20 protein-coding genes are annotated in these 23,280 nt (G+C 45.1%); 7 read left to right on the top strand and 13 right to left on the bottom strand.

The genetic code is table 11. From position 1 onward, the window contains the following. The first annotated feature begins 303 nt into the window (after window positions 1-303). Both ACYQ0C_RS03595 and ACYQ0C_RS03590 read left to right on the top strand, forming a co-directional pair. The gene (locus ACYQ0C_RS03595; RefSeq protein WP_016278299.1) at window positions 304-609 is read left to right on the top strand and encodes a hypothetical protein; all 306 of its coding nucleotides are present in this window, start codon (window positions 304-306) and stop codon (window positions 607-609) included. A 39-nt stretch (window positions 610-648) separates the two neighbouring features. Beyond that, window positions 649-1,692, top strand: coding sequence for an alpha-L-fucosidase (locus tag ACYQ0C_RS03590; RefSeq protein ID WP_016278298.1), 1,044 nt, complete (start codon window positions 649-651; stop codon window positions 1,690-1,692). A 13-nt stretch (window positions 1,693-1,705) separates the two neighbouring features. On the opposite strand, the gene ACYQ0C_RS03585 is transcribed toward ACYQ0C_RS03590, so the two are convergent. From ACYQ0C_RS03585 to ACYQ0C_RS03565, 5 genes are all read right to left on the bottom strand, one after another. After that, complete coding sequence (locus tag ACYQ0C_RS03585; RefSeq protein ID WP_016278297.1) at window positions 1,706-2,581, bottom strand: AraC family transcriptional regulator; 876 nt, start codon at window positions 2,579-2,581, stop codon at window positions 1,706-1,708. A gap of 90 nt (window positions 2,582-2,671) precedes the next feature. Next, entirely contained in the window at window positions 2,672-2,995 is a 324-nt protein-coding gene (locus ACYQ0C_RS03580; protein WP_016278296.1) for a discoidin/SUN/FTP domain-containing protein, read from the bottom strand. A 183-nt stretch (window positions 2,996-3,178) separates the two neighbouring features. Next, window positions 3,179-3,586 (bottom strand): hypothetical protein, encoded by a 408-nt coding sequence (locus tag ACYQ0C_RS03575; RefSeq protein WP_016278295.1) that lies wholly within the window; start codon window positions 3,584-3,586, stop codon window positions 3,179-3,181. A gap of 109 nt (window positions 3,587-3,695) precedes the next feature. Next, window positions 3,696-5,333 (bottom strand): chaperonin GroEL, encoded by a 1,638-nt coding sequence (groL, locus tag ACYQ0C_RS03570; RefSeq protein ID WP_016278294.1) that lies wholly within the window; start codon window positions 5,331-5,333, stop codon window positions 3,696-3,698. A 41-nt stretch (window positions 5,334-5,374) separates the two neighbouring features. After that, entirely contained in the window at window positions 5,375-5,647 is a 273-nt protein-coding gene (locus ACYQ0C_RS03565) for a co-chaperone GroES (protein ID WP_005842331.1), read from the bottom strand. A 380-nt stretch (window positions 5,648-6,027) separates the two neighbouring features. Between ACYQ0C_RS03565 and ACYQ0C_RS03560 the strand changes: the two genes are divergently transcribed. The 4 genes from ACYQ0C_RS03560 (at window position 6,028) to hydF (ending at window position 11,221) form a co-directional block, all read left to right on the top strand. Beyond that, entirely contained in the window at window positions 6,028-7,494 is a 1,467-nt protein-coding gene (locus tag ACYQ0C_RS03560; protein WP_016278293.1) for a 4Fe-4S dicluster domain-containing protein, read from the top strand. A gap of 8 nt (window positions 7,495-7,502) precedes the next feature. Beyond that, the gene (hydE, locus tag ACYQ0C_RS03555; protein ID WP_016278292.1) at window positions 7,503-8,537 is read left to right on the top strand and encodes a [FeFe] hydrogenase H-cluster radical SAM maturase HydE; all 1,035 of its coding nucleotides are present in this window, start codon (window positions 7,503-7,505) and stop codon (window positions 8,535-8,537) included. Window positions 8,538-8,549: 12 nt separating this feature from the next. Next, window positions 8,550-9,968 (top strand): [FeFe] hydrogenase H-cluster radical SAM maturase HydG, encoded by a 1,419-nt coding sequence (gene hydG, locus ACYQ0C_RS03550; RefSeq protein WP_016278291.1) that lies wholly within the window; start codon window positions 8,550-8,552, stop codon window positions 9,966-9,968. 62 nt (window positions 9,969-10,030) lie between these two features. Further along, window positions 10,031-11,221 carry a [FeFe] hydrogenase H-cluster maturation GTPase HydF gene (gene hydF / locus ACYQ0C_RS03545; protein ID WP_016278290.1) on the top strand — a complete coding sequence of 397 codons (1,191 nt, stop codon included), beginning with the start codon at window positions 10,031-10,033 and terminating at the stop codon, window positions 11,219-11,221. Between the two features lie 204 nt (window positions 11,222-11,425). Here hydF and hisS read toward each other — a convergent pair whose 3' ends face one another. Further along, entirely contained in the window at window positions 11,426-12,790 is a 1,365-nt protein-coding gene (gene hisS, locus ACYQ0C_RS03540; protein ID WP_016278289.1) for a histidine--tRNA ligase, read from the bottom strand. 1,080 nt (window positions 12,791-13,870) lie between these two features. Between hisS and ACYQ0C_RS03535 the strand changes: the two genes are divergently transcribed. Next, entirely contained in the window at window positions 13,871-15,442 is a 1,572-nt protein-coding gene (locus ACYQ0C_RS03535) for an ATP-binding protein (RefSeq protein ID WP_016278288.1), read from the top strand. 97 nt (window positions 15,443-15,539) lie between these two features. Here the strand turns inward: ACYQ0C_RS03535 and ACYQ0C_RS03530 are convergent, their stop codons facing one another. The 7 genes from ACYQ0C_RS03530 to ACYQ0C_RS03500 form a co-directional block, all read right to left on the bottom strand. Then, window positions 15,540-16,388 carry a substrate-binding domain-containing protein gene (locus ACYQ0C_RS03530; protein WP_081642383.1) on the bottom strand — a complete coding sequence of 283 codons (849 nt, stop codon included), beginning with the start codon at window positions 16,386-16,388 and terminating at the stop codon, window positions 15,540-15,542. Window positions 16,389-16,396: 8 nt separating this feature from the next. Then, window positions 16,397-17,413, bottom strand: a complete 1,017-nt coding sequence (locus ACYQ0C_RS03525; protein ID WP_016278286.1) for a GRP family sugar transporter — start codon at window positions 17,411-17,413, stop codon at window positions 16,397-16,399. A gap of 12 nt (window positions 17,414-17,425) precedes the next feature. Next, complete coding sequence (locus ACYQ0C_RS03520) at window positions 17,426-18,850, bottom strand: L-fucose/L-arabinose isomerase family protein (RefSeq protein WP_016278285.1); 1,425 nt, start codon at window positions 18,848-18,850, stop codon at window positions 17,426-17,428. Window positions 18,851-18,883: 33 nt separating this feature from the next. Beyond that, window positions 18,884-20,380, bottom strand: a complete 1,497-nt coding sequence (locus ACYQ0C_RS03515; RefSeq protein WP_016278284.1) for an FGGY-family carbohydrate kinase — start codon at window positions 20,378-20,380, stop codon at window positions 18,884-18,886. Between the two features lie 24 nt (window positions 20,381-20,404). Then, on the bottom strand, window positions 20,405-21,343 hold the full coding sequence (locus ACYQ0C_RS03510) for a transketolase family protein (RefSeq protein WP_025076920.1): 939 nt from the start codon (window positions 21,341-21,343) through the stop codon (window positions 20,405-20,407). Next, on the bottom strand, window positions 21,333-22,178 hold the full coding sequence (locus tag ACYQ0C_RS03505; RefSeq protein WP_016278282.1) for a transketolase: 846 nt from the start codon (window positions 22,176-22,178) through the stop codon (window positions 21,333-21,335). The genes ACYQ0C_RS03510 and ACYQ0C_RS03505 overlap by 11 nt, the downstream gene beginning before the upstream one ends. A 337-nt stretch (window positions 22,179-22,515) precedes the next feature. Beyond that, entirely contained in the window at window positions 22,516-23,271 is a 756-nt protein-coding gene (locus ACYQ0C_RS03500; protein WP_016278281.1) for a DeoR/GlpR family DNA-binding transcription regulator, read from the bottom strand. Window positions 23,272-23,280 lie beyond the last annotated feature (9 nt).

Below are 23,280 nucleotides of genomic sequence, written 5' to 3'. Positions count from 1 at the left end.
CAACCGGAACTTAAGTGATTGTCAGTGAAACCAAGTATAAACCGAGAAACAATTATTAAGATGGAATGAATGCGATAAGCAAAGCATGTAAGAAAAAAGAGTGAGGGTATAAGAATATAAATGGATGCAACTTATTATTATAAAATGAAGAATGGAAGTTCTTGAAAACAAACGGAACGATCCCCACTAAATCCCTACGTTCCCCTTATTTTGTCAAAAGAGAAACGTTTTTTGTCAATTCTAAGCCGCATTGTATTTGTATCTTTGTCCCATTAAGCAACCTTATAATAATACCCCCAATTTATGGAGAACTTATTCAGAAACATAGCATATGGAAGCATGGCCTTAACCCTCCTTGCCACACCGGTAACAGCCCAACAGAAAATGGATGAAATGTGGGGCAATGGCCGAGTTGTATGGAAAGTGGAGACCGATGAAGGACAAATGGCTCAAAACCAACAAAGCGCCTCATCCATTTTCTGCAAAAGGCCTATAGGCTGGATACGTTTTGACAAACCGGGCCGGCATACAATAACTGTCAATATGCCCGAAGGAGGAGAACAGGCAGATATGTCAGCAATTTCAATGACTCCGATTTATTTTGAATAGCATGAACTATTTTATATTCATATCTAAATAAAAAAACACATGAAAAAACGATTACTTATTTATTTTTTAGCCATTTTGGCGGTACAAAGCATTTATGGGCAAAAACTGATATTGCCTACCCCTTCTACAACTCCCAACAAAGCACAACAACAACAAATTGCCCGGAAATATGGAATGTTTATCCATTTCGGTATCAACACTTTCCATGATGAGGAATGGACGGATGGTTCGAAACCGGCCTCTTCTTATTGTCCAACCCGGATAGATGCAGAACAGTGGGTGAAAACTGCCAAAGATGCCGGAATGAAATATATTATCTTGATAACCAAACATCACGATGGATTCTGCCTATGGGATAGCAAATATACAGAATATGATGTTGCCAACTCAGGCAATAAGACCAATGTGATAGAAGCTGTAGCCAAAGCCTGCAAGAAATATAACATAGGGTTAGGACTTTATTATTCGCTGTGGGACAGAAAGATAAACGGAGACGTTGCAGACCAAAGCCAGGACGCTGCCTACAATGAGTATATGATCAAACAATTAAAAGAGCTGATCAGCATAGCCCAAAAACATACGCACATCGTGGAGTTCTGGTTTGACGGAGGGTGGGTGAAACAAAACTACCGCTGGCCTGTCATGGATATCTACCAAACAATAAAATCCAAAGAGCCAAACTGCCAGATCGGCATCAACTGGAGCATTGGTTCACCCGAAAATGCAGACGCCCATCCTGTTCATCCCGACAAACAAAAAGCAGGATTTCCTATCCGCTATTTCCCCAGCGATTTCAGATTGGGAGATCCTTATCTGCCTGCCGACAATGATCCAAAGACATTCACCCACGATGGAAAAGATTACTATATGCCTTGGGAATCGACCATTTGCATCAGTGGGCGCTGGTTTTACAACACAACAGATACAAAATTCAAATCTATCGATGAATTGGAGAGACTTTACAAACAATGTACCAAGAATGATAATATTCTGATCTTAAATTGCCCTCCCAACAGAAACGGACAAATAAGGACAGAGGATATCAATATATTAAAAGAATTGCGCACACGATTAAACCTTTAAACAATTTACTTCCTTATACGCTCAGCTGCCTTGCCCTATACTCCTTGGGCGAGCACTGAGCTATTTTTGTGAACAAACGGGTAAATTGGGAAGGGTTGCAAATCCCCACGCTTTCAGCAATCTGCATGATACTCATATTGGTAGTCAGCAACAGTGCCTGAGCACGTTCTATACGTTTCATCTGAATATATTCACAAGGAGGCATTCCTATTATTTTCTTAAAGACTTTAGAAAAATGATCCGGGGTAATGAACATCAAGTCGGCCAATTCGATTATTGAAATACGTTTATCCAAATTCTTATTCACATACTGTATTGCCAAGTCAAGTTTCCCATACAAACTGTTTGCCGTCACTTTCCTTATACTCTCCTCGGTTACAAACCGGGAAAACAACTGCAACAAAATGCCATTGCTCTCCATTAACCGGGCAGTACAAAAGGAAATCTTCTCCTCATGTGACTCATAAATCATTCGATCGTTATCATAACGTTGCGGATCGGACACCATAAGATGTTTATACGGATTCAACTCCAAATAACGTTTCATCAAATCAAAGTCCATAGAATGTGCCGTCACTTTCAGATTCAGCTGCATAGGATTCGGAATGCCCGCATTTCCGGTCAGGTCATCAAAAAAACAAATGTAATAATGATCCATAAAATCATCGCATTCATAACTGTGGAAAGTAAATTTAGGAATCAGGAACAGTGTACCCGGAGTAAGCTCATAACTTATATTATTGATATAAACTTTCCCATTCCCCTTTTCAATATAATATAACCGGTAAAACGGACTTATCACATTTTTATAGTTCCACCAAGTACCTACACGCTTAAATCCCGCATAAATCATAGATAATGAATAAGTATTAGATACAGTTACAGCCATATTCAACGAATCTTTCAATTAGATACATCAAATATGGCTGTTTTCTATGATAAAAGCAAATATTCCCTGCTTATTATTTCAGGATACCTGCTATTTCAAACGTATTGAGTAAATACTCGGCCGACCATTGGATTGCTGGATATTCATACGAAAACTACCGGTAAACAATGGTTCAGGCAAAGAGAACTCAATTGTGCCATAGCCCCATTTATCAAATGTAGCTTCCCTATCCAGCGCCACAGTAATCCATGCCAAAGAATCACCCGCTGTCCACGAAGTACTCACGTCACTATCAACGGCATAGGAAGCTCCATGGTGTAAAGTATCATTCTTGTGTACACTACCTGCCATAGCCTTGGCATCTGTTGTAATAAATTGCGACCTGTCCAGCTTTTTGGGAAGCAGAGCAAGCATATAGCATAGCTCCCAAACAAAAGGTACAGGCTGTCTTGTAAATGTAAGTCAGTTGTCTCATGATTCTCAGATTAAAATTTTATGCAAAAGTCTTGATTTTAATCCATTATCATAACGTCTAAATACGTGTTTTTCTTTGCAGAATCCGTGTTTCTCAACACAAACAATCCTTCAAAAGAAAAATCATGCCCGATCTGACAGTCCACGCAACATCATCCAAATTGACATCAGCAGTGAACCTCCCACAATGATTACTCCTCCTAATAACAATTGTATTGCATTGGGTTCTGTAATACTTGGAAATTCACGAAGTTCTGAAAAGAGAGCGAGTGAAAAGAAAAGAGAACACATCAGAAAAAGAATCCCCATAAAAACACTTATTGCCCCATTCCTTCGAATCAATTGTTTAACTAAAATTCCTGTAACCAATAAAAGGAATACGCCCAACACGATTCCTACGGTGTGCCATGCACCAAACAACATAGTGCTCATGAACCCGCCCCAGCCTAACAACAAAACAGCCAGGAACCATATATCCGGCAGGCAACTGAAAAACTTCTTCTTATTCCAGTGAGTCAATAGTGTATTCATAATATTAAAATATTGATTTTCACAAAGATAGAGATTAGTACCAAATAAAAAAACTCCTCACTGACTTTTTATCGCCAGTAAGGAGTTTCAATCATTTATGGGGCAAAGATTACATCATGCCGCCCATGCCACCCATTCCGGGAGCACCCATCGGCATTTCAGGCTTATCTTCTTTCTTTTCTACTATCACACATTCGGTAGTCAGGAACATACCTGCAATAGAAGCGGCATTTTCCAAAGCTACACGAGTTACCTTGGCAGGATCTACCACACCGGCAGCGTGCAAGTTTTCGTAAATATCCGTACGGGCATTGTAACCGAAGTCGCCCTTGCCTTCACGCACTTTCTGAACAACCACAGCACCTTCCTTACCTGCATTGGCCACAATCTGACGCAGCGGTTCTTCGATGGCACGCTTGATGATTTCGATACCGGTTGTTTCGTCTTCGTTATCACCTTTCAGACCTTCCAAAGCTTCGGAAGCACGGATGTAAGCCACACCACCGCCCGGAACGATACCTTCCTCAATAGCTGCACGAGTGGCGCACAACGCATCATCCACACGGTCTTTCTTTTCCTTCATTTCCACTTCACTGGCAGCACCTACATAAAGGACAGCCACACCACCTGACAACTTAGCCAGACGTTCCTGTAATTTTTCCTTATCATAATCTGAAGTGGTATTCTTGATTTCTGCTTTGATCTGGTTGATACGTTCCTGGATGTTTTCTTTTGCACCGGCACCGTTTACAATAGTCGTATTATCTTTAGAAACAGTTACCTTATCGCAAGTACCCAACATTTCCAGTGTAGCTTGTTCCAGTTTCAAGCCTTTTTCTTCGCTGATAACGATACCACCGGTCAACACAGCGATATCTTCCAGCATAGCCTTACGACGGTCACCGAAGCCCGGAGCCTTCACGGCACAAATCTTCAATTGAGAGCGCAGGCGGTTTACAACCAATGTAGTCAAAGCTTCGCTATCCACATCTTCTGCAATCACCAGCAAAGGACGTCCGCTCTGTACAGCCGGTTCCAAGATAGGCAAGAAATCCTTCAAGTTAGAAATCTTCTTATCATAAACCAGAATGTACGGATGTTCCATCACACATTCCATCTTTTCCGTGTCAGTAACGAAGTATGCTGACAGATAACCACGATCGAACTGCATACCTTCCACTACACCGATAGTAGTATCTGTTCCTTTGGCTTCCTCGATAGTGATCACACCATCTTTAGAAACTTTACGCATAGCGTCTGCAATCAACTTACCGATAGTGGGATCATTATTGGCAGATACCGCAGCCACCTGTTCAATCTTGTCATAATTGTCACCTACCATCTCGGCCTGAGACTTGATAGACTCAACCACTTTGGCAACAGCTTTATCAATACCGCGTTTCAAATCCATCGGATTGGCTCCGGCAGTAACATTCTTCAAACCAACACCCACGATAGATTGAGCCAGCACAGTAGCCGTAGTTGTACCATCACCTGCATCATCACCTGTCTTTGAAGCAACAGATTTCACCAATTGCGCACCTGTGTTCTGAAACGCATCAGCCAATTCCACTTCCTTTGCCACAGTTACACCATCCTTAGTAATGTGAGGAGCACCGAATTTCTTTTCGATGATCACATTACGACCTTTCGGGCCCAGAGTTACTTTCACTGCGTTAGCCAATTCGTCTACACCCTTCTTCAATTCGTCACGGGCATCAATGTTGAATTTAATATCTTTAGCCATAATTCTATTTACAATTTAATGATTTACAATGTACTATTTAATTATCCCAAAACAGCGAGAACATCGCTCTGACGCATGATAAGGTATTTCTTACCGTCATGTTCCAATTCCGTACCCGAGTATTTGCCATACAATACCTGATCACCTACATGCAACACCATCTCCTCGTCTTTTGTTCCGTTACCTATTGCGACAACTTCACCTTGCAATGGTTTTTCCTTTGCAGTATCAGGAATGATGATACCACCGATTGTTTTTTCTTCCGCAGGAGCAGGAAGAATCAATACTCTGTCTGCTAATGGTTTAATGTTCATAGTTCTTAATTTTTATATGTTATACTTTTAATTATATCAATGATCCGTCATCTTTTTGAAGAATGACGCAAAACATCTTGCGAAAAACGTGCCAAACATGCAAAAGGAGAAATTGACAGCCTTATTCTGCCAAATTGGCACAGGTATAACATTCCTTCCACTAAAATGTTTTCCTTCCCCCTGCTATGACCGGTTCCTTTTACGAGATTTCATTCTTTTTATCAAGAGGATTCATTCATAAACCGGTCATCCGTATTCCACAACAGCAGAACGAGCCGGAAGATAAAAGAGAAAAATGTGATTTTTCTTTTTTTAATATTTCCATAGGACACAAACTATCACTATCTTTGCAAAACCTAATAACTAACCCCTTTAACTATATGGCATTTACGAACAACATTATGATTGTCCGCCACAGATTGCTGACAGAACTTGTGAAATTGTGGAAAAACGGAGAACTGACAACAGACAAAATAAACCGTCTGCCATTGGAACTCAGCCCCCGACGTTCAAAACATGCAGGGCGTTGCTGCGTACACAAAGAACGCGCCGTATGGAAGTACAAGTCCCTCCCTCTGCTGGGACTGGATATGAATGACGAGACCGACGAACTGACTCCGCTGTCCGAATACGCCGCCCGTGCTATAGAACGTGCCAACAACGGGAAACCCAAAGACAACATCATGTGCGTTATAGACGAGGCATGTTCGGCCTGCGTACAGATCAATTATGAAATCACCGACTTGTGCCGGGGATGTACCGCCCGCAGTTGCCAGTACAATTGCCCCAAAGGAGCCGTACATGTACATGCCGACACCGGCAAGGCATGGATTGACCATGACACATGCATCAGTTGCGGCATCTGCCACAAAAGCTGCCCTTATCACGCGATTGTCTATATTCCTGTCCCTTGTGAGGAATCCTGCCCCGTCAAGGCGATCAGCAAAGACGAGCACGGCATAGAACACATTGACGAAAGCAAATGTATTTATTGCGGTAAATGTATGAATGCTTGTCCTTTCGGAGCCATTTTCGAAATATCCCAGACTTTCGACGTGCTGCAACGCATCCGTAAGGGAGAACAGGTAGTAGCCATTGTAGCACCATCTATTTTGGGACAGTTCAGCACCACCATCGAACAGGTGTATGGCGCTTTCCGCCAGATTGGTTTTACGGATGTGATAGAAGTGGCTCAAGGAGCCATGACCACCGTAGAGCACGAAGCGCATGAACTGATAGAGAAACTGGAAGAAGGACAGAAGTTCATGACCACTTCCTGCTGTCCGTCCTATATAGAACTGGTAAACAAATACCTGCCCGATATGAAAAAGTACGTATCAGGCACCGGCTCCCCCATGTATTATGCAGCACGGATTGCCAAAGAGAAGTATCCCGATGCCAAAGTAGTATTTGTAGGTCCCTGCGTGGCCAAGCGCAAGGAAGCACAGCGCGATGAAGCAGTAGATTTCGTAATGACGTTCGAAGAAGTGTCTTCCATATTCGATGCATTCGAAGTAAATCTGGATATTGTCCAACCATACGCCATGGAGTTCTCTTCCGTACGGGAAGCACATGGATTTGCACAAGCCGGCGGAGTAATGGGAGCGGTAAAAGCATTCCTGAAAATGGAGGCGGACAAAATAAACGCCATACAAGTCTCTGATTTAAACAAAAAAAATATCGGGACATTGCGCGCCTACGCCAAATCGGGCAAAGCCCCCGGACAATTTATCGAAGTGATGGCCTGCGAAGGCGGCTGCATCACAGGTCCCAGCACGCACAGTGGCAGTAATAACGGAAAACGCCAGTTGGTACAGGAACTGGCCAAGCAGAAAGAAACGTATTAAAAGTATGCATGAAGCGACTGATTGACAAATTACGTCACGACCATAGTCTGACAGGTGAGGAATACGCCAGCCTCCTCTCCTGTCAGGATACTGACACCTTATTATATTTACAGCAACAGGCCAGGGAGGTTGCTTTGGCATATTTCGGGAATGCCATATTTATCCGCGGGCTGATCGAAGTGAGTAACCGATGCCGTAACAATTGTTATTATTGCGGAATAAGAAAAGGGAATACCGCCGTCACCCGCTACGCATTGAGCCGTAAAAGTATTCTGGAGTGTTGCCGCGAAGGATATGCGCTCGGGTTCCGCACATTCGTGATGCAAGGCGGTGAAGATCCGGCCTTAACAGATGAATGGATAGAAGCAACCGTTGCCGCCATCCGCAATGAATACCCCGATTGTGCCATCACCCTTTCATTAGGAGAGAAATCACGGGAAGCATACGGACGTTTCTTCCGGGCAGGCGCCAACCGTTATCTGCTCCGGCACGAAACACACAACGAGCAGCACTACCGGAAATTACATCCCGGGGACATGTCACTGAAACACCGGCTTCAATGCCTGCAAGCACTGAAAGAAATTGGATATCAAACCGGAACAGGAATCATGGTAGGCAGTCCGGGACAGACCCTGACACATCTGGTGGAAGATCTGTTGTTCATAGAACAGTTCCGCCCCCAAATGATCGGTATCGGTCCATTTATCCCCCACCATGACACACCATTCGGAACAGAACCGGCCGGAAGTGCAGAAATGACTCTCAAGCTATTATCCCTTTTCCGGCTAATGCACCCGTCAGCCCTGATTCCTTCGACCACCGCCCTTGCCACTTTGTCACCGGACGGGCGGGAAAAAGGAATATTGGCAGGAGCCAATGTAGTAATGCCCAACCTTTCCCCCCGGGAACAAAGAGAAAAATATGCTTTGTATGACAACAAAGCCGCTTTCGGCGCCGAAGCCGCCGAAGGTTTGCGAAACCTGGCACAACAGCTGGAGACAATCGGTTACCAAATATCCACAGAAAGAGGAGACTATCACTAACCACTAACAAACATGTATAAAGTAGATTCAAAGATTGCGGAAGAGTTCATTGATCACCAGGAGATTCTGGACACACTGGACTATGCCCGCACCCATAAAAGCAATCGCGGCCTGATAGAGTCGCTGATTGACAAAGCAGCCCGATGCAAAGGGCTGTCTCATCGTGAAGCAGCTTTGCTATTGGAATGCGACCAACCGGATTTGACAGAACGCATTTTCCGGCTGGCACAGGAAATCAAACATAAGTTTTATGGCAACCGCATCGTGATGTTCGCGCCACTCTATCTTTCCAATTATTGTGTGAACGGATGCGTTTATTGTCCTTATCATCTGAAGAACAAAACCATAGCGCGCAAGAAACTGACACAGGAAGAGATTCGTAAGGAAGTGATCGCCCTACAGGATATGGGACATAAACGCCTGGCGCTGGAAGCCGGAGAGGATCCGTTGCGGAATCCGATGGAATATATACTGGAATCCATCCAAACCATTTATAGCATCAAACATAAAAACGGGGCCATCCGCCGGGTGAACGTCAATATTGCCGCCACTACCGTGGAAAACTATCGCAGGCTGAAAGAGGCAGGTATCGGTACGTACATCTTGTTTCAGGAGACTTATCACAAAGAGAATTATGAAGCACTGCATCCCACGGGGCCGAAAAGCAAATACGCCTATCACACCGAAGCCATGGACCGTGCCATGGAAGGGGGGATAGACGATGTGGGACTAGGTGTTTTGTTCGGTCTGAACACCTACCGGTATGACTTCACCGGATTACTGATGCACGCCGAACATCTGGAAGCCACTTTCGGAGTAGGACCGCACACCATCAGCGTACCTCGTATCTGTCCGGCCGACGACATTTCGACACAGGACTTTCCCGATGCCATTTCAGATGATATATTTTGCAAGCTTGTGGCGGTCATCCGCATCGCTGTTCCATATACGGGAATGATCATCTCTACGCGCGAATCGGCGGCAACCCGCCGGAAGGTGTTGGAGTTGGGAATCTCGCAGATCAGCGGAGGCTCGCGCACCAGCGTGGGCGGCTATGCCACCCCCGAGCCAACGGAAGAAAATTCCGCACAGTTTGATGTAAGCGACACACGCACACTGGACGAAGTCGTGAACTGGCTGCTCGACCTGGGGCATATTCCCAGCTTCTGCACAGCCTGTTACCGGGCAGGACGTACCGGTGACCGTTTCATGTCCTTGGTCAAATCGGGACAGATAGCCAATTGCTGTGCTCCCAATGCGCTGATGACACTGAAAGAATATCTGGAAGACTATGCTACACCGGATACACGGAGCAAAGGAATCCGGCTGATCAGAGAAGAATTGGCGCATATTCCCAATCCGAGAATCAAAGAGATAGCAACCCGCAACCTGGAAGAGATAGAAGCAGGAAAGCGGGATTTCAGATTCTGAGCGCCCCTGAGCCGGACGATATTTCCATGCGGACCATAAACCCAATTTAAGAAGAATGAACCATGAGTTTAAATAATACCCCCACAGCAAACCGCCTCCATATCGCCCTGTTCGGAAAACGAAACAGTGGCAAGTCCTCTTTAATCAATGCCTTGACCGGACAAGACACCGCCCTTGTATCGGATATTCCCGGTACAACGACAGACCCCGTGAGCAAAGCGATGGAAATGCAAGGCATCGGCCCTTGCCTCTTTATCGACACTCCGGGATTTGACGATGAAGGTGTATTAGGAGAAATGCGCATCGCCCGCACCTTGAAAGCCATAGAGCGGACAGACATCGCTCTGCTTCTTTGCGAAGACGGTGATTGTGAGGACGAAAAGCAATGGATAAAGCAATTAAATGAAAGAAATATTCCGGTCATCCTGATACTGAACAAAGCTGATTTACGAAAAGACACAGCATCCGCCGAGAACCGTATCAAAAAGGAATGCGGTCAAAAGCCCCTCATCATCAGCGCAAAAGAGCAAACAGGTATAGAGAAAATACGTCAAGCTATTCTGGAAAAGCTGCCGGCGGATTTCGGACAACAGACCATCACCGGAGATTGGGTAAAGGAGGGAGATTTGGTGCTCTTGGTCATGCCACAAGACATACAAGCCCCCAAAGGGCGCCTCATCCTTCCACAAGTACAGACCCTACGCGAATTGCTGGACAAGAAATGCCTGGTCATGAGCTGTACGACCGACCAAATGACCGCCACCTTGCAGGCGCTGTCCTATCCCCCCAAACTGATCATAACCGACTCACAGGTATTTCATACTGTTTATGAACAAAAGCCTGCGGAAAGCCTGCTCACCTCTTTCTCCGTACTGATGGCAGGATACAAAGGGGATATACATTATTATATAGAAGGAGCCTCAGCCATAGACCGCCTCACCCCACAGTCACGGGTACTGATAGCGGAAGCTTGTACCCATGCCCCTCTGTCCGAGGATATAGGAAGAGTCAAACTTCCGCGCATGTTGCGTAAAAAGGCAGGCGAAGCGTTGCAGATAGATACCGTTGCAGGGACAGACTTTCCGGAGGATCTGACGGCATACGATTTGATTATTCATTGCGGAGCGTGCATGTTCAACCGAAAATATGTAGTAAGCCGCATAGACAATGCCCGCAGCCAACAGGTTCCTATGACCAATTACGGGGTGGCCATTGCGCATCTGAGCGGAATACTGGACAAGATAGCCTATTAAAAAAGCCAACGGTTTCGTTACGCCATTCCGGACATCGTGCAAATCTGCAAACCTCTTCCAGATTCCTCACTTCGTCCGGAATGGCCACGCTCTGATAAAAGTTTCAATAAGTCAGTCTAGAGCCTGTTTCAATCCTCTTCCATAAGATCGCTCAAAATAAAGCTGAACAAAATGAAAGCAGGCTCCAATCGGTGATGAAAAGAACTAGGCCTTTACCACTGTCAACAACTCATCCGGTGTAACCAATGACTGTTCGCCCGTAGTCATATTCTTCAGGGTCAGTTTTCCTTCATTCATTTCATTCTCACCCACAATGGCAACAAAAGGTATCTGCTTGTCATTGGCATATCCCATCTGCTTTTTCATCTTGGCGGCATCCGGATAAATCTCGGCACGCACCCCCGCCTCGCGCATTTTTGCAAGTACAGGCAGGCAGTATACCGCTTCCTTGTCGCCAAAGTTCACAAACAGCAGTTCTGTTCCGTTCACGGCTTCTTTGGGATAAAGATCCAATTGGTTCAGCACATCGAAGATACGGTCGGCACCGAAAGAGATACCTACGCCCGACATGCCGTCCATGCCAAACACACCGGTCAAATTGTCGTAACGGCCACCTCCACTGATGCTGCCAATCTGCACATCCAAAGCTTTCACCTCAAAAATAGCACCTGTATAATAATTCAGCCCACGGGCCAGTGTCAAGTCCAGTTCTACCTCACTCTTCACGCCCAGTCCGGCCACGGTTCTCAATATAAATTCACTTTCTTCCACTCCTTTCATACCAGTTTCACTGGCGGCAAGGACCGTCTTCAACGTTTCCAGTTTCGCCTCATTGGTTCCGCTCAATAAAATAATCGGCTGCAATTTGTCAATCGCCTCCTGGGGAATACCTTTGGAAGCCAGTTCCGCATTCACATTGTCCAGACCGATTTTATCCAGTTTGTCGATAGCGACCGTGATATCTACAATCTTATCGGCCTCGCCTATGATCTCGGCAATACCTGTCAGTATCTTGCGGTTGTTGATTTTGATGGAGACACGTACTCCGAATTTTCCGAATACCTTGTCAATCATCTGTACCAGTTCCACCTCATTCAGCAGGGAGTTGCTGCCCACCACATCGGCGTCGCACTGGTAGAACTCGCGGTAACGTCCCTTCTGAGGACGATCCGCACGCCATACCGGCTGAATTTGATAACGTTTGAACGGAAAGCTGATTTCATCGCGATGCATCACCACATAACGGGCAAAAGGCACGGTGAGGTCATAGCGCAATCCTTTCTCGCAGAATCTGCTTGCCAGTTTCACCGCATTGCGGCTCAGCAGCTCCTCATCGGTAATGCCGCTGAAATAATCACCCGAGTTCTGTATCTTAAACAATAACTTGTCCCCCTCATCACCGTATTTCCCCATCAATGTCGATAAATTCTCCATCGAAGGAGTTTCAATCTGCTGATAGCCGAAAAGATGGAACACGTCACGAATCGTATTGAATATATAGTTACGTTTCGCCATTTCTACCGGCGAAAAATCTCTCGTTCCTTTCGGAATACCTGGTTTTGCTGCCATACTGATTCTATTTAATTTATTTTGAGGCACAAAATTACGACAATTCTACGTAATAAACGAATAAAAAGAGAGAAATGGCACTGAATGACACGGCTTTTTCAGCTTTCCTACCTCACACAAGCGGCATAAATAGCGGCCACCGTAGCTTGTGTTATACTGTTCTTCTTTGATGATTGAAAGTTCAATATTCGTTAACCACAGACGTGGTTAAGTCTAGTCACCTAGGTGGTTAACCTTAACCACTATCGTGGTTAGACTTAGCCACCTAGGTGGCTAAGCAATTACAAACAATAAAAAGCAGGAAAAGGAAAGGGAGAAAACAACTAAGAGACAGGGAAATATGCACATATAGACTACCGCCAAGCAGATGCACAAGCCATGAAGCCGCTTTATTAGGACGAACGTTAGGCGTTGAATGATGAAAAAGAGGAGGTATTGCGACAAAACAACACCGGAATTGAGCAAATTCGCCTTTGGAGCAGTTATTTGCATGTCACTTTTATTCCGATATTACAGAGGGAAACAAAGAAGGGCTGATCACCCATGAAGATTTTCAATTATCTGCAAGGACATGCGCGCGAAAGACTGTCAATCAACAATATAAATTAATTCGCACGCATTCGCTGTAAACTGAATACTTCCCCAAAAACCAGCAATAAAAGTACTGTATATCATGCAACAAGGTTGTAATAATTTATTTTTAAGCGCTTATTAGTGAGGGCAATGCCCTCACTAATAAAAATGCTACCACCACTAATAAGCTATTCATTATAAGCAAGTTATAGTAAAGGTGAGGGCATGAGGGCATTTTCGCGTCCAACTTTCTATTGGTTAATTACATCCATACGCCACTGTCACTTGCGTGCGTATGGAATATCGTTTTGTCTTTTCCTATCCCGGCCTATCTATCTTTCTCCACCCATGCCGCACTGGCAGGGGCAAGGATATTGTACCCCCAATTCAAAACTTAAATGAAAAAGCCGTATTGGAGTCCATTATTAGTGGCTTTGTTTATTGTATAATATACATATGTTTGCTATCTTTGTCCATCATACTGTTATATTAAAACCGAAAGCCGTTATGAGTATGTCCACCGATATGCGCCGTAAACTCCCGATAGGGATACAAAATTTCGAATTTCTCCGTTCGGAAGGATATCTATATATAGATAAGACCGCTTTAATCTACCGTCTTGTCACAAAGGGGAAACCATATTTCCTCAGTCGTCCCCGGCGCTTCGGGAAAAGCCTGCTGCTTTCCACCCTTGAGGCTTACTTCAAAGGAAAGAAAGAATTATTCAAGGGACTCGCCATCGAGCAGCTGGAACAGAATTGGTATGAATATCCGGTGCTGCACCTGAGTCTTAACGCCGAGAAATACGACAGCCGCGAACGGCTGGAAAAAATGCTTGAGTTGCAGTTGGAAAAATGGGAGGAAATGTATGGCGTAGACAAAGGTACCATGACATACTCCGGGCGCTTCTCCACTGTCATCCGACGTGCCTGCGAACAGACCGGGCGCCGCGTTGTGGTGCTCGTGGACGAATATGACAAGCCCATGCTTCAAACGTTCGATAATCCCGACCTGCAGGAAGATTTCCGCAAGACACTGACCGCTTTTTATACGGTGCTTAAAGACGCCGACCCTTATCTTCAGTTTGTCTTTATCACCGGAGTGACCAAATTTGCGCAGATGGGAATATTCAGCACGCTCAACCAGCTGAACGATATCAGTCTGGACCTGGAATACAACACCCTCTGCGGCATGACCTGTGCGGAGATAGAAGCGACCTTCGCCTCCGAACTACAGGCGCTGGCGGCGCAGGCGGGAATCACTTACGCACAAGCCGTGGAGCAGCTGACCCGCAGGTACGACGGTTACCGTTTTACTCCGGAAAAAGAATTCACCCCCATGTACAATCCTTTCAGCGTACTGAACGCCCTTGCCAAGTCCCGTTTCGATGATTACTGGTTTGCCAGCGGAACACCGACGTTCCTGGTAGAGATGCTCAAACGAACGGACTTCGACCTGCGGCAGCTGGACGGCATCGAGGTGTCTTCCGCCTCCCTGACTGACGACCGGGCGAACCTCGCCAATCCCGTCCCGATGATTTACCAGAGCGGATACCTGACGATAAAGTCATACGATAACGAGTTCAGGGAATACACCCTGTCTTTCCCGAATGAAGAGGTGAAATACGGTTTTCTCAACTTCGCCGCACCTTTTTATACCCCCGTCTCATCTACCGACACCTCTTTTTATATCGGAAAATTTGTGCGCGAGCTGCGCAGCGGCGACATAGAGGCCTTCCTCAACCGGCTGACCTGCTTCTTCGCGGACTTCCCTTATGAACTGAACGTGAAGACGGAACGCCACTACCAAGTGGTGTTCTACTTGGTTTTCAAGCTGATGGGGCAATTCACGCAAGCCGAAGTGCGTACCGCCAAGGGACGTGCCGATGCCGTAGTAAAGACAGCGGACTACATCTATGTCTTCGAGTTCAAGCTGAACGGCACTGCCAAAGAGGCTTTGAAGCAGATTGATGAAAAAGGCTATCTCCTGCCTTACACCGCAGACGGCAGACAGGTGGTCAAAGTAGGAGTAGCCTTCGACGCCGAAAAAAGGAATCTGGGGGAATGGCTCATCGAATGATTACCAAGCAGGAGGCATTCCATCACACGATCCGAATGCCATCAGGCTATAATCACCCGTTTTTTTCAGAGGGGACTGACGCAAAGTGTAAAATGAATCAACAGGCTATGATCGAATAGGCAGTAGAATGCTCCCCTCTATTCTCTACTCTTCCTTCCAAGACATCCAAAGCGAACTCAATCCCCCGAACAGCCATCTGCGAACTGAAAATATCAACTGTGGCAACCAGTTTTCCTGTAGAAAGAAATTCTTTCATGACCGCATCATTATCAAAACCCACCACCGGCAAGTAACACCCTTTCTGCTGCATCTGTCCGAGAACTCCCAATGCCATCGCATCATTGCTGCAATATACAGCTTTCAAATCAGGATGCCTCGTCCACAACGTCTGAAAGACTTCGGCGGCTTTAGACGTTTCCCAATCGGCAGGTTCGGACGCCACCAACTGCAATCCCTTCTCTTCTATAGCTCTCAAGAAACCTTTTTTGCGCTGCTGCGCATTATCGGCTACTGCCAGTCCTTCAATAATAGCAACCTCATCTCTAACTTGTAGCTTTTTGCTCAATAATTTACCCACTCCGTATGCGGCTGTAAAGTTATCCGGTCCTACAAAGGCAACTTCCACTCCTGCCTGTCCCAATAGCCGAGCATCTAACCGGATGTCAATATTGATTACCGGTATTCCTTTCCTGACAGCTTCTACTACCGGCCGAACTAAGGCTTTCGAATCGATAGGCACCAACACGATGGCATCGACCTGCCGGTCAATCAAAGAATACATCAAGTCGATCTGTTCCATGACCTCTGTCTGTGTAGCCGTTCCCACACAAACCAAATCCAAAAATGGAAGAGGGGCCGCATACTGAATGGCCCCCTCTTTCATGACTTGGAAAAAATCGGCTTGCAATGACTTCATTACAAGCCCTATTTTATAGTTTCTCTTCATTCAAAATTTTAATTTGACAAAGTAATGCTTATTAATCCGATAATGAACAAGGCGAACATGGCCGCAATCAGTTTATGAGTACCTTGCGGAGCATCTTTAAATTCTTTCCAGACAAAGACTCCCCAGATCATCGCCACCACAGGCGCCGCATTGCTAAGGGCGTATGAGATGGCCGGATTGGCAGCTCCCGCTCCCATAAAACTAATCACCATACCCCCCATCCAGATAAAGCCTCCCAACATGCCCGTGAGATGAGTCTTTGCGTCACCGGCAAAATAATCTTTCATCGTCACCACTTTGCCTTCCACGGGATGTTTCATGGCAAATGTGTTAAATATCGGTGTACTGACCAGAATACCTACCGCAAAGAAGAACACACCCGTATAAGGAGTCAGCGTTCCGGTGCCACCCGCCACATACTGCGGATCGAGAGATTTCACCACCAGTCCGTAAAAGAACATGATAGCAATACCTGCCATAACAGCCAGCAGAACCCCTTTCTTGGGTGTAGAAGCTTTGCCGGACGACAACTTACCATACGCTTTTCCACAAATCAGAATAGCTGCAATGATAACCAGCACTCCGCTCCATAGCAAAAACTGGTTTCCCTGATAAGTCTGTCCCGCAAGGGAGATCAACAAATAATTGAACACGATGCCGCCAATCCATGCCAACCCGCCGCCAATAGGAAAACCTACTGACATGCCGGCTACGGCAATGGCTGCGGTAAGGAATATATTGCCGAAGTTCCACACAACACCGCCCAAGAATGCATATTTAATGCTAGACCAGTCCATGACTGCCAGATCCTGAAAAAAGGTACGGCCTTCACTTCCCATACTTCCCAAAGTCACCGCCCCCAATAAAGCTGTAAGGAACAGACCGACAGTCAAATCCCAATAAAACAGTTCAAAGCTCCATTGCTTGGCGGCAACCATCTTCTGTGTATTCGCCCAAGAGCCCCAGCAGGCACAGCAAATGACACAGCAGAGGATTGCCAAAAAATAGTTATCTACCAATATCATAGTTCACCGATATTATTCGTGAATATAGATATTCCAGTTCAGATAAGTTTCAATAGCTTCCGCCAGAATATCTTTCACATTGCCACGGCACATCGCCACGTGATGCTCGAATCCATTCTTGCAGATATATTTCATAAGCGGTTGCAGGTTATCAACCTTGGTCACTGCTATACAGCCATCCATTCCGTATGGATCGTCAGTCAGGTCACCTTTGCCCAAATAAGATTTGATACAGCCTTTGGTATCATCTGTAGAAATACGGAAGAAAGTGAAATCACCCTGTTTTACTTTGCCATAAACAGCCCCGAAAGTATGCACCTTACCTAATGTTCTGCCTAACACTCCCAATGTACCCAACTTCAAATCATTCATTACAAACGATTTAGGGAAGTTACCACAATGTGTACATACACACTTGTTACGATCCTCGGCAAAGTTATTGTTCCAGTCGAGCAATGCCGACGGGCGACCGGAAGCCAATGTCAACGCATACATGGACACCGCACCGGCAATATCTACTTCACAAGCAGCAGGGATTAATTTTTCACTCAACATACTCATGGTCACACAAGCCGCACAACCATAGTTTTGCTCCAATGAATCCCAACACTGAATAGCTACGGCATCAATTTCGTTAGCCTCCATCCATTGTTCTACAGCCACACCAAATTTAGCTTGCAACATCAGTTTATCATTGTATTGTTCGGGAACAACAGCATATTGTCTGATTTCTTTCAATTTTGCTTGTAACGTTTCATCAGCATCTTCAATCTTACGGGCGGCAGCCAAGATTTCAGAAAGATCTACCGGAACAACTGTAATGCCCGATGCCTGCAACAGTTTCTCGCTGGCGCGGACAGTCTGGAAACCGGCCGGACGAGTACCGATGGCGCCGATGCGGGCGTGACGAAGGCCATTAACCACACGGCAAATCGCAGCGAACCTATTAATATCGGCAGCCAGCAAATCAGAATAAATAGAATAAGTATGAAGAGTAGTATCAGTAAAAGGAATGCCATACTGATACAAGTTATTGCATACGGAAATCTTTCCGCAGAACGCATCACGACGACTGTCCAAATCCACCTTGTCATTCTCATCGTCACATGCCTGAACCAAAACAGGCACATTCAGCTCGGCCACACTGATAGCATTGATAATACCGATTTCAAATCCGAAGTTAGGTAATGAAACAATGATTCCATCAATACGGTCACGGTTCTCACGGAACAATTTAGCACATTTCAAGCCATCTTCTCTTGTTTCGATACTGCTGCTGCCTGTAGGCGTGGCGTCTTCAGGGAGAATGACATAGTCATAGCCTTCTTTTGTCAGTGTTTCCAACAATTGTTTACGGACATCTTTTGCCAAGTCCGAGTTAAAATAAGCGCGTGTTCCAATGATGACACCAAAACACATTTTTTTCTTGTTTTTCATCTTTAATGGTATTAAAAGTTACGATATATTCAGTTAGTTATTCTGTCCTATTACTTTCTTTACAGCCTCACGCCATCCGCTATACAAGGATTGAAGTTCTTTTTCATCCATACAGGGAGTGATGCAATTATCAATGGTACGCATGGCAGCCGCCTCCTGAAAACTGTTCCACTTGCCGCGGGCAAAACCATTCATGACAACAGCCCCCAACGCAGAAGCTTCCTCTATCTCCGAACGGTTAATGACGGCCTGCAACATGTCGGCCTGGAATTGCATCAGGAACTGATTCTTTGTGGGACCTCCGTCAACGCGAAGCGCTTTCAGTTCAATACCAGCCTGCCGGGTCATCATGTCTATGAGGTCTTTTACCTGATAAGCAATAGATTCCAATCCGGCACGCAATACATGCGCCTTCCCGGCATTCAGTGTCATTCCCCAAATGGCAGCTTTAGCATCCGGTTTCCACCAAGGAGCTCCCAATCCGGTAAAGGCGGGAACCAGATAGACACCATCATTGTTTTTAACCGAGGTTGCCAATGCTTCTATTTGACTGAACGAGTCTACCAAGCCCAGTTTTTCTACCAGCCACTTGATAGTGGCACCCGTACAATGAATGTTTCCCTCGAAAGCATAATATACCTTGCCTAAAGCCGAGAATCCAACGGAGGTAACCAGTCCTTCGGGAGCAGCAACCACTTCTTCACCTATATTGACCATGACGGAAGATCCTGTTCCATAAGTCACTTTCCCCATGCCTGCCTCAAAGCACATCTGACCGGTCAATGCTCCATGGGAATCCCCCAGGACACCCGCAATCTGTATAGGAGATTCAAATAAGTTCTCCAGGGTTGTCTCCCCAAAAACAGAGTCACAAGGCAAAGCTTTCGGCATCATGCTACGGGGAATGGTAAAGAGTTGCAGCAACTCTTCGTCCCAATCCAACGTATGAATATTAAAAAGCATGGTACGTGACGCATTCGTATAATCAGTCAGATGATTTCTCCCTCCGGTCAGTTTCCAAATCAACCAAGAGTCAATGGTTCCCATCAGCAAATCACCTTTTCCGGCCAATTCACGGGTACCTTCCACATTATCCAAAATCCATTTGGCACCACTGGCCGAAAAGTAAGGATCAATAAGCAGACCGCTTTTCTCCTGCACCAATTGGCTGTATCCCTTGTTTTTCAGTTCCTGGCAAATGGCTGCACCTCGCTGGCATTGCCATACCACCGCATGATAAACGGGCTTTCCGGTCTGCTTGTTCCATACCACCACTGTTTCACGCTGATTGGTAATAGCAAGGGAATAAGAAACATTTCCTCCATTCACTTCTTCTTTTTCCAGCAAACAATGTATCGCTTCTATCGTGTTTTTATAAATCTCTTCGGCATCATGCTCCACCCATCCTGCCTGCGGATAAAACTGCTGATGCTCTATATTCACCCGATGCAATAATTCGCAACTTTCTGAAAACAACATCGCTTTTGTTGCCGAAGTACTTTGGTCTATGGTAATAATTCTACTGGTCATACTATTAGATTTAAGAGGATATTTTTATTTCTTTACGAATTCAAGAGCAGCCTTGCAGATGCCTTCCTTATCCAGTCCGTAATGAGCAAAAATCTCATTGGATTTTCCATGCACTACATTCTCGTCAGGAATACCGATAATGCGAACCGGAACCGGATTTTCAGAAAGTGTCTCGACAACAATAGCACCCAATCCGCCAAACTGACTGTGTTCTTCTACAGTAATAATCCGTCCCGTATCTTCAGCCGCTTTCTTGATAGCTTCAGTATCCACGGGTTTGATGGAAGACATATCCAGCACACGCGCATAAATGCCTTTTTCCTGCAACATCAGTCCCGCCTGATAAGCATGATAGACGGTTTCACCTGCTGCAATGATGGTCAAGTCCGTACCGTCCAGCAACGTATTGGCTTTTCCCAGAACAAATTCAAAATCATCATTCTCATACACATCGAGAACGGCAGCCCTTCCTACACGCACATATACCGGTTCAGGGTAATCGACTAATAATTTGACCAACTTGCGTGTCTGGCGGGCATCACAAGGCAGAACAATATTCATTCCCGGAAATGTTCTCAACACGGCAATATCATGCAAACTATGATGAGTGGCCCCCAAAGCACCGTATGCCACGCCACCGCTCACTCCCAATATTTTCACATTATTCTGACTGTAAGCCAAGTCCACTTTTACCTGTTCCAAGCTACGTGCCACGTAAAAGCAAGCCGGACCACAGACAAACACTTTCTTTCCGCTATGCGCCAAACCCGCTGATATCCCTACCGCATCCTGCTCGGCTATTCCACATTCCACAAACTGTCCGGGCAGTTCTTTCGCAAAATCTCCTAAAGTTACCGAACCTCTGGCGTCTGTTGTAACTGCCACTATATCTTTATCCAGATGAGCCAACTCCAGCAATGTATCCGTAAAACTCTTTCTGCACGCTATCATATTATTTGCCATTGTTTTCTTTTTCTAGTTTTTCAATTCTTCCGGATATCTCACGAACAGCCTCTTCGTATTGCTCGGCTGTAGGCACACCATGATGCCATTTTGCGATGCCTTCCATATAGGAAATCCCTTTGCCCTTTGTGGTATGGGAAATAAGCAAATGAGGTTTTTTATTTGTATAATCAATGGAATGGAAAGTCCGGATGATATCTTCCATCTCATCTCCGTTCATTTCCAATACATCCCAGCCGAAAGCCGTCCAACGGTCGCGCATACTCTCCAATGACATGACCTCTTCAGTCGTACCGCTGATCTGCAGACGGTTACGGTCAATAATGGCTACCAGATTATCCAATTTATATTGATTTCCTGCCATAGCCGCTTCATAGATAGAACCTTCTCCTTGCTCACCATCTCCCATCAACACGTAGGTTTTATAATCAGCTTTATCCATTTTAGCTGCAATCGCCATTCCAACCCCGATAGACAACCCATGCCCCAAAGCTCCGGAATTGACCTCAATGCCCGGCACTTCTATGGTAGGATGGCCGGACAATATAGATCCGAATTCTCCTAAAGTATCGGTCACCTCATGAGAAATAAAACCTTTCGCCTCAAGAGTGACATATAAAGCCTCCACACAGTGTCCCTTACTCATTACAAAACGATCTCTTTTCGTTTCCTTTGGTTTGTCCGGCCAAACACGCATTATATCAAAATAAAGTGCCGTAAGCACATTAAGACACGAAAGATCCCCCCCAATGTGCCCTGCCTTTGCTTTGTACACAATCTCGACCAATCGTTTCCGATTCTTCTCCGATTGCAATTCTAACGTTTTAACTTGCATATTCCTATTGTTTACTTTCTTATTTTTTCGCAAAGAACGGCATTCAATCGGAAATATCCAAAACTAAACGAAAGAAAATAAAAACACATTTAATTATATTAACAGTATATTCTCATACAACCGGTAAACTGGAATCATTCATTTATTCTGTCAACAAGGTTATATCTAATACAGATAAGACTTTCCGATCATCTGTTTTGTACCCAACAGAACAGTTATAAAAAAAGAAAACAGGCACAAGCAGGGGAGTATAAATCAAAAGTGATAAAAAAAAAGTGATCAAGGACGTTTTACCCACATCCTCAATCACCCCATATTACCTTTATCTCAGCAAGAATCAGATAACTTCGACCTCCAACTCTTTCAGTCTTTCAAAATCTTCTTCGGTTATAGTGCTATCTGTAATAATGGCATTGGCTAATGAGACCGAACCCAGACTAGCAAAAGCGCTGACTCCTATCTTTGAACAGTCAGCCACCAGATATACTTTATCGGCAGACTCTATCATAGCAGATTTCACCACCAAATCACTTAAACTGGGATAAGTCAGTTTCATATCCGAAGAAATACCGGCTGTAGCCAGAAACAACTTATTAGCGCGTATATCTTTAAATGAATCGGCTGCCATTTTCCCCGTCAATGAAAGCGTCGGAGCCTTGAACTCACCTCCGGTAACAATCAGATTAATACCATGATTCTCACCTAAAATCAAAGCTATATTCAATGCATTGGTAATGACTGTCAGGTCTTTATAATTCATTAAAAGCTTTGCGATCTCTGTAGTTGTAGAACCGGAATCAAGAATTATACTGTCCCCCTCCTGAATAAACTGAATAGCTTTCTGAGCGATTTCTTTCTTTTCTTCCAAATGAGTCTGATTGAACAATTGTCCGGTCTTGGCAAACGATCCCACTCCTTTCAGAAACGCACCTCCATGCTCTCTTTGGACATATCCCATTTGTTCCAAGGCTTCCAGATCCTGACGGATCGTCACATCCGTCACATTGAAAATCTTACTAAGTTCCTGAACTTTTGCATGTCCGTCTTCACGAATCAGATGCAAGATCTTTACTCTTCTTTGATTGAGTGCCATGTTTATCAG

Source organism: Phocaeicola sartorii JCM 17136 = DSM 21941 (genome assembly GCF_054653615.1).
This window is presented reverse-complemented; position numbering and strand designations above follow the sequence as displayed.

Excerpts from the sequence above, each read along its gene's own strand:
- ACYQ0C_RS03595 (WP_016278299.1), top strand. The coding sequence starts at position 304 with ATGGAGAACTTATTCAGAAACATAGCATATGGAAGCATGGCCTTAACC.
- ACYQ0C_RS03590 (WP_016278298.1), top strand. The coding sequence starts at position 649 with ATGAAAAAACGATTACTTATTTATTTTTTAGCCATTTTGGCGGTACAA.
- ACYQ0C_RS03585 (WP_016278297.1), bottom strand. The coding sequence starts at position 2,581 with ATGGCTGTAACTGTATCTAATACTTATTCATTATCTATGATTTATGCG.
- ACYQ0C_RS03580 (WP_016278296.1), bottom strand. The coding sequence starts at position 2,995 with ATGCTTGCTCTGCTTCCCAAAAAGCTGGACAGGTCGCAATTTATTACA.
- ACYQ0C_RS03575 (WP_016278295.1), bottom strand. The coding sequence starts at position 3,586 with ATGAATACACTATTGACTCACTGGAATAAGAAGAAGTTTTTCAGTTGC.
- groL (WP_016278294.1), bottom strand. The coding sequence starts at position 5,333 with ATGGCTAAAGATATTAAATTCAACATTGATGCCCGTGACGAATTGAAG.
- ACYQ0C_RS03565 (WP_005842331.1), bottom strand. The coding sequence starts at position 5,647 with ATGAACATTAAACCATTAGCAGACAGAGTATTGATTCTTCCTGCTCCT.
- ACYQ0C_RS03560 (WP_016278293.1), top strand. The coding sequence starts at position 6,028 with ATGGCATTTACGAACAACATTATGATTGTCCGCCACAGATTGCTGACA.
- hydE (WP_016278292.1), top strand. The coding sequence starts at position 7,503 with ATGAAGCGACTGATTGACAAATTACGTCACGACCATAGTCTGACAGGT.
- hydG (WP_016278291.1), top strand. The coding sequence starts at position 8,550 with ATGTATAAAGTAGATTCAAAGATTGCGGAAGAGTTCATTGATCACCAG.
- hydF (WP_016278290.1), top strand. The coding sequence starts at position 10,031 with ATGAGTTTAAATAATACCCCCACAGCAAACCGCCTCCATATCGCCCTG.
- hisS (WP_016278289.1), bottom strand. The coding sequence starts at position 12,790 with ATGGCAGCAAAACCAGGTATTCCGAAAGGAACGAGAGATTTTTCGCCG.
- ACYQ0C_RS03535 (WP_016278288.1), top strand. The coding sequence starts at position 13,871 with ATGAGTATGTCCACCGATATGCGCCGTAAACTCCCGATAGGGATACAA.
- ACYQ0C_RS03530 (WP_081642383.1), bottom strand. The coding sequence starts at position 16,388 with ATGAAGAGAAACTATAAAATAGGGCTTGTAATGAAGTCATTGCAAGCC.
- ACYQ0C_RS03525 (WP_016278286.1), bottom strand. The coding sequence starts at position 17,413 with ATGATATTGGTAGATAACTATTTTTTGGCAATCCTCTGCTGTGTCATT.
- ACYQ0C_RS03520 (WP_016278285.1), bottom strand. The coding sequence starts at position 18,850 with ATGAAAAACAAGAAAAAAATGTGTTTTGGTGTCATCATTGGAACACGC.
- ACYQ0C_RS03515 (WP_016278284.1), bottom strand. The coding sequence starts at position 20,380 with ATGACCAGTAGAATTATTACCATAGACCAAAGTACTTCGGCAACAAAA.
- ACYQ0C_RS03510 (WP_025076920.1), bottom strand. The coding sequence starts at position 21,343 with ATGGCAAATAATATGATAGCGTGCAGAAAGAGTTTTACGGATACATTG.
- ACYQ0C_RS03505 (WP_016278282.1), bottom strand. The coding sequence starts at position 22,178 with ATGCAAGTTAAAACGTTAGAATTGCAATCGGAGAAGAATCGGAAACGA.
- ACYQ0C_RS03500 (WP_016278281.1), bottom strand. The coding sequence starts at position 23,271 with ATGGCACTCAATCAAAGAAGAGTAAAGATCTTGCATCTGATTCGTGAA.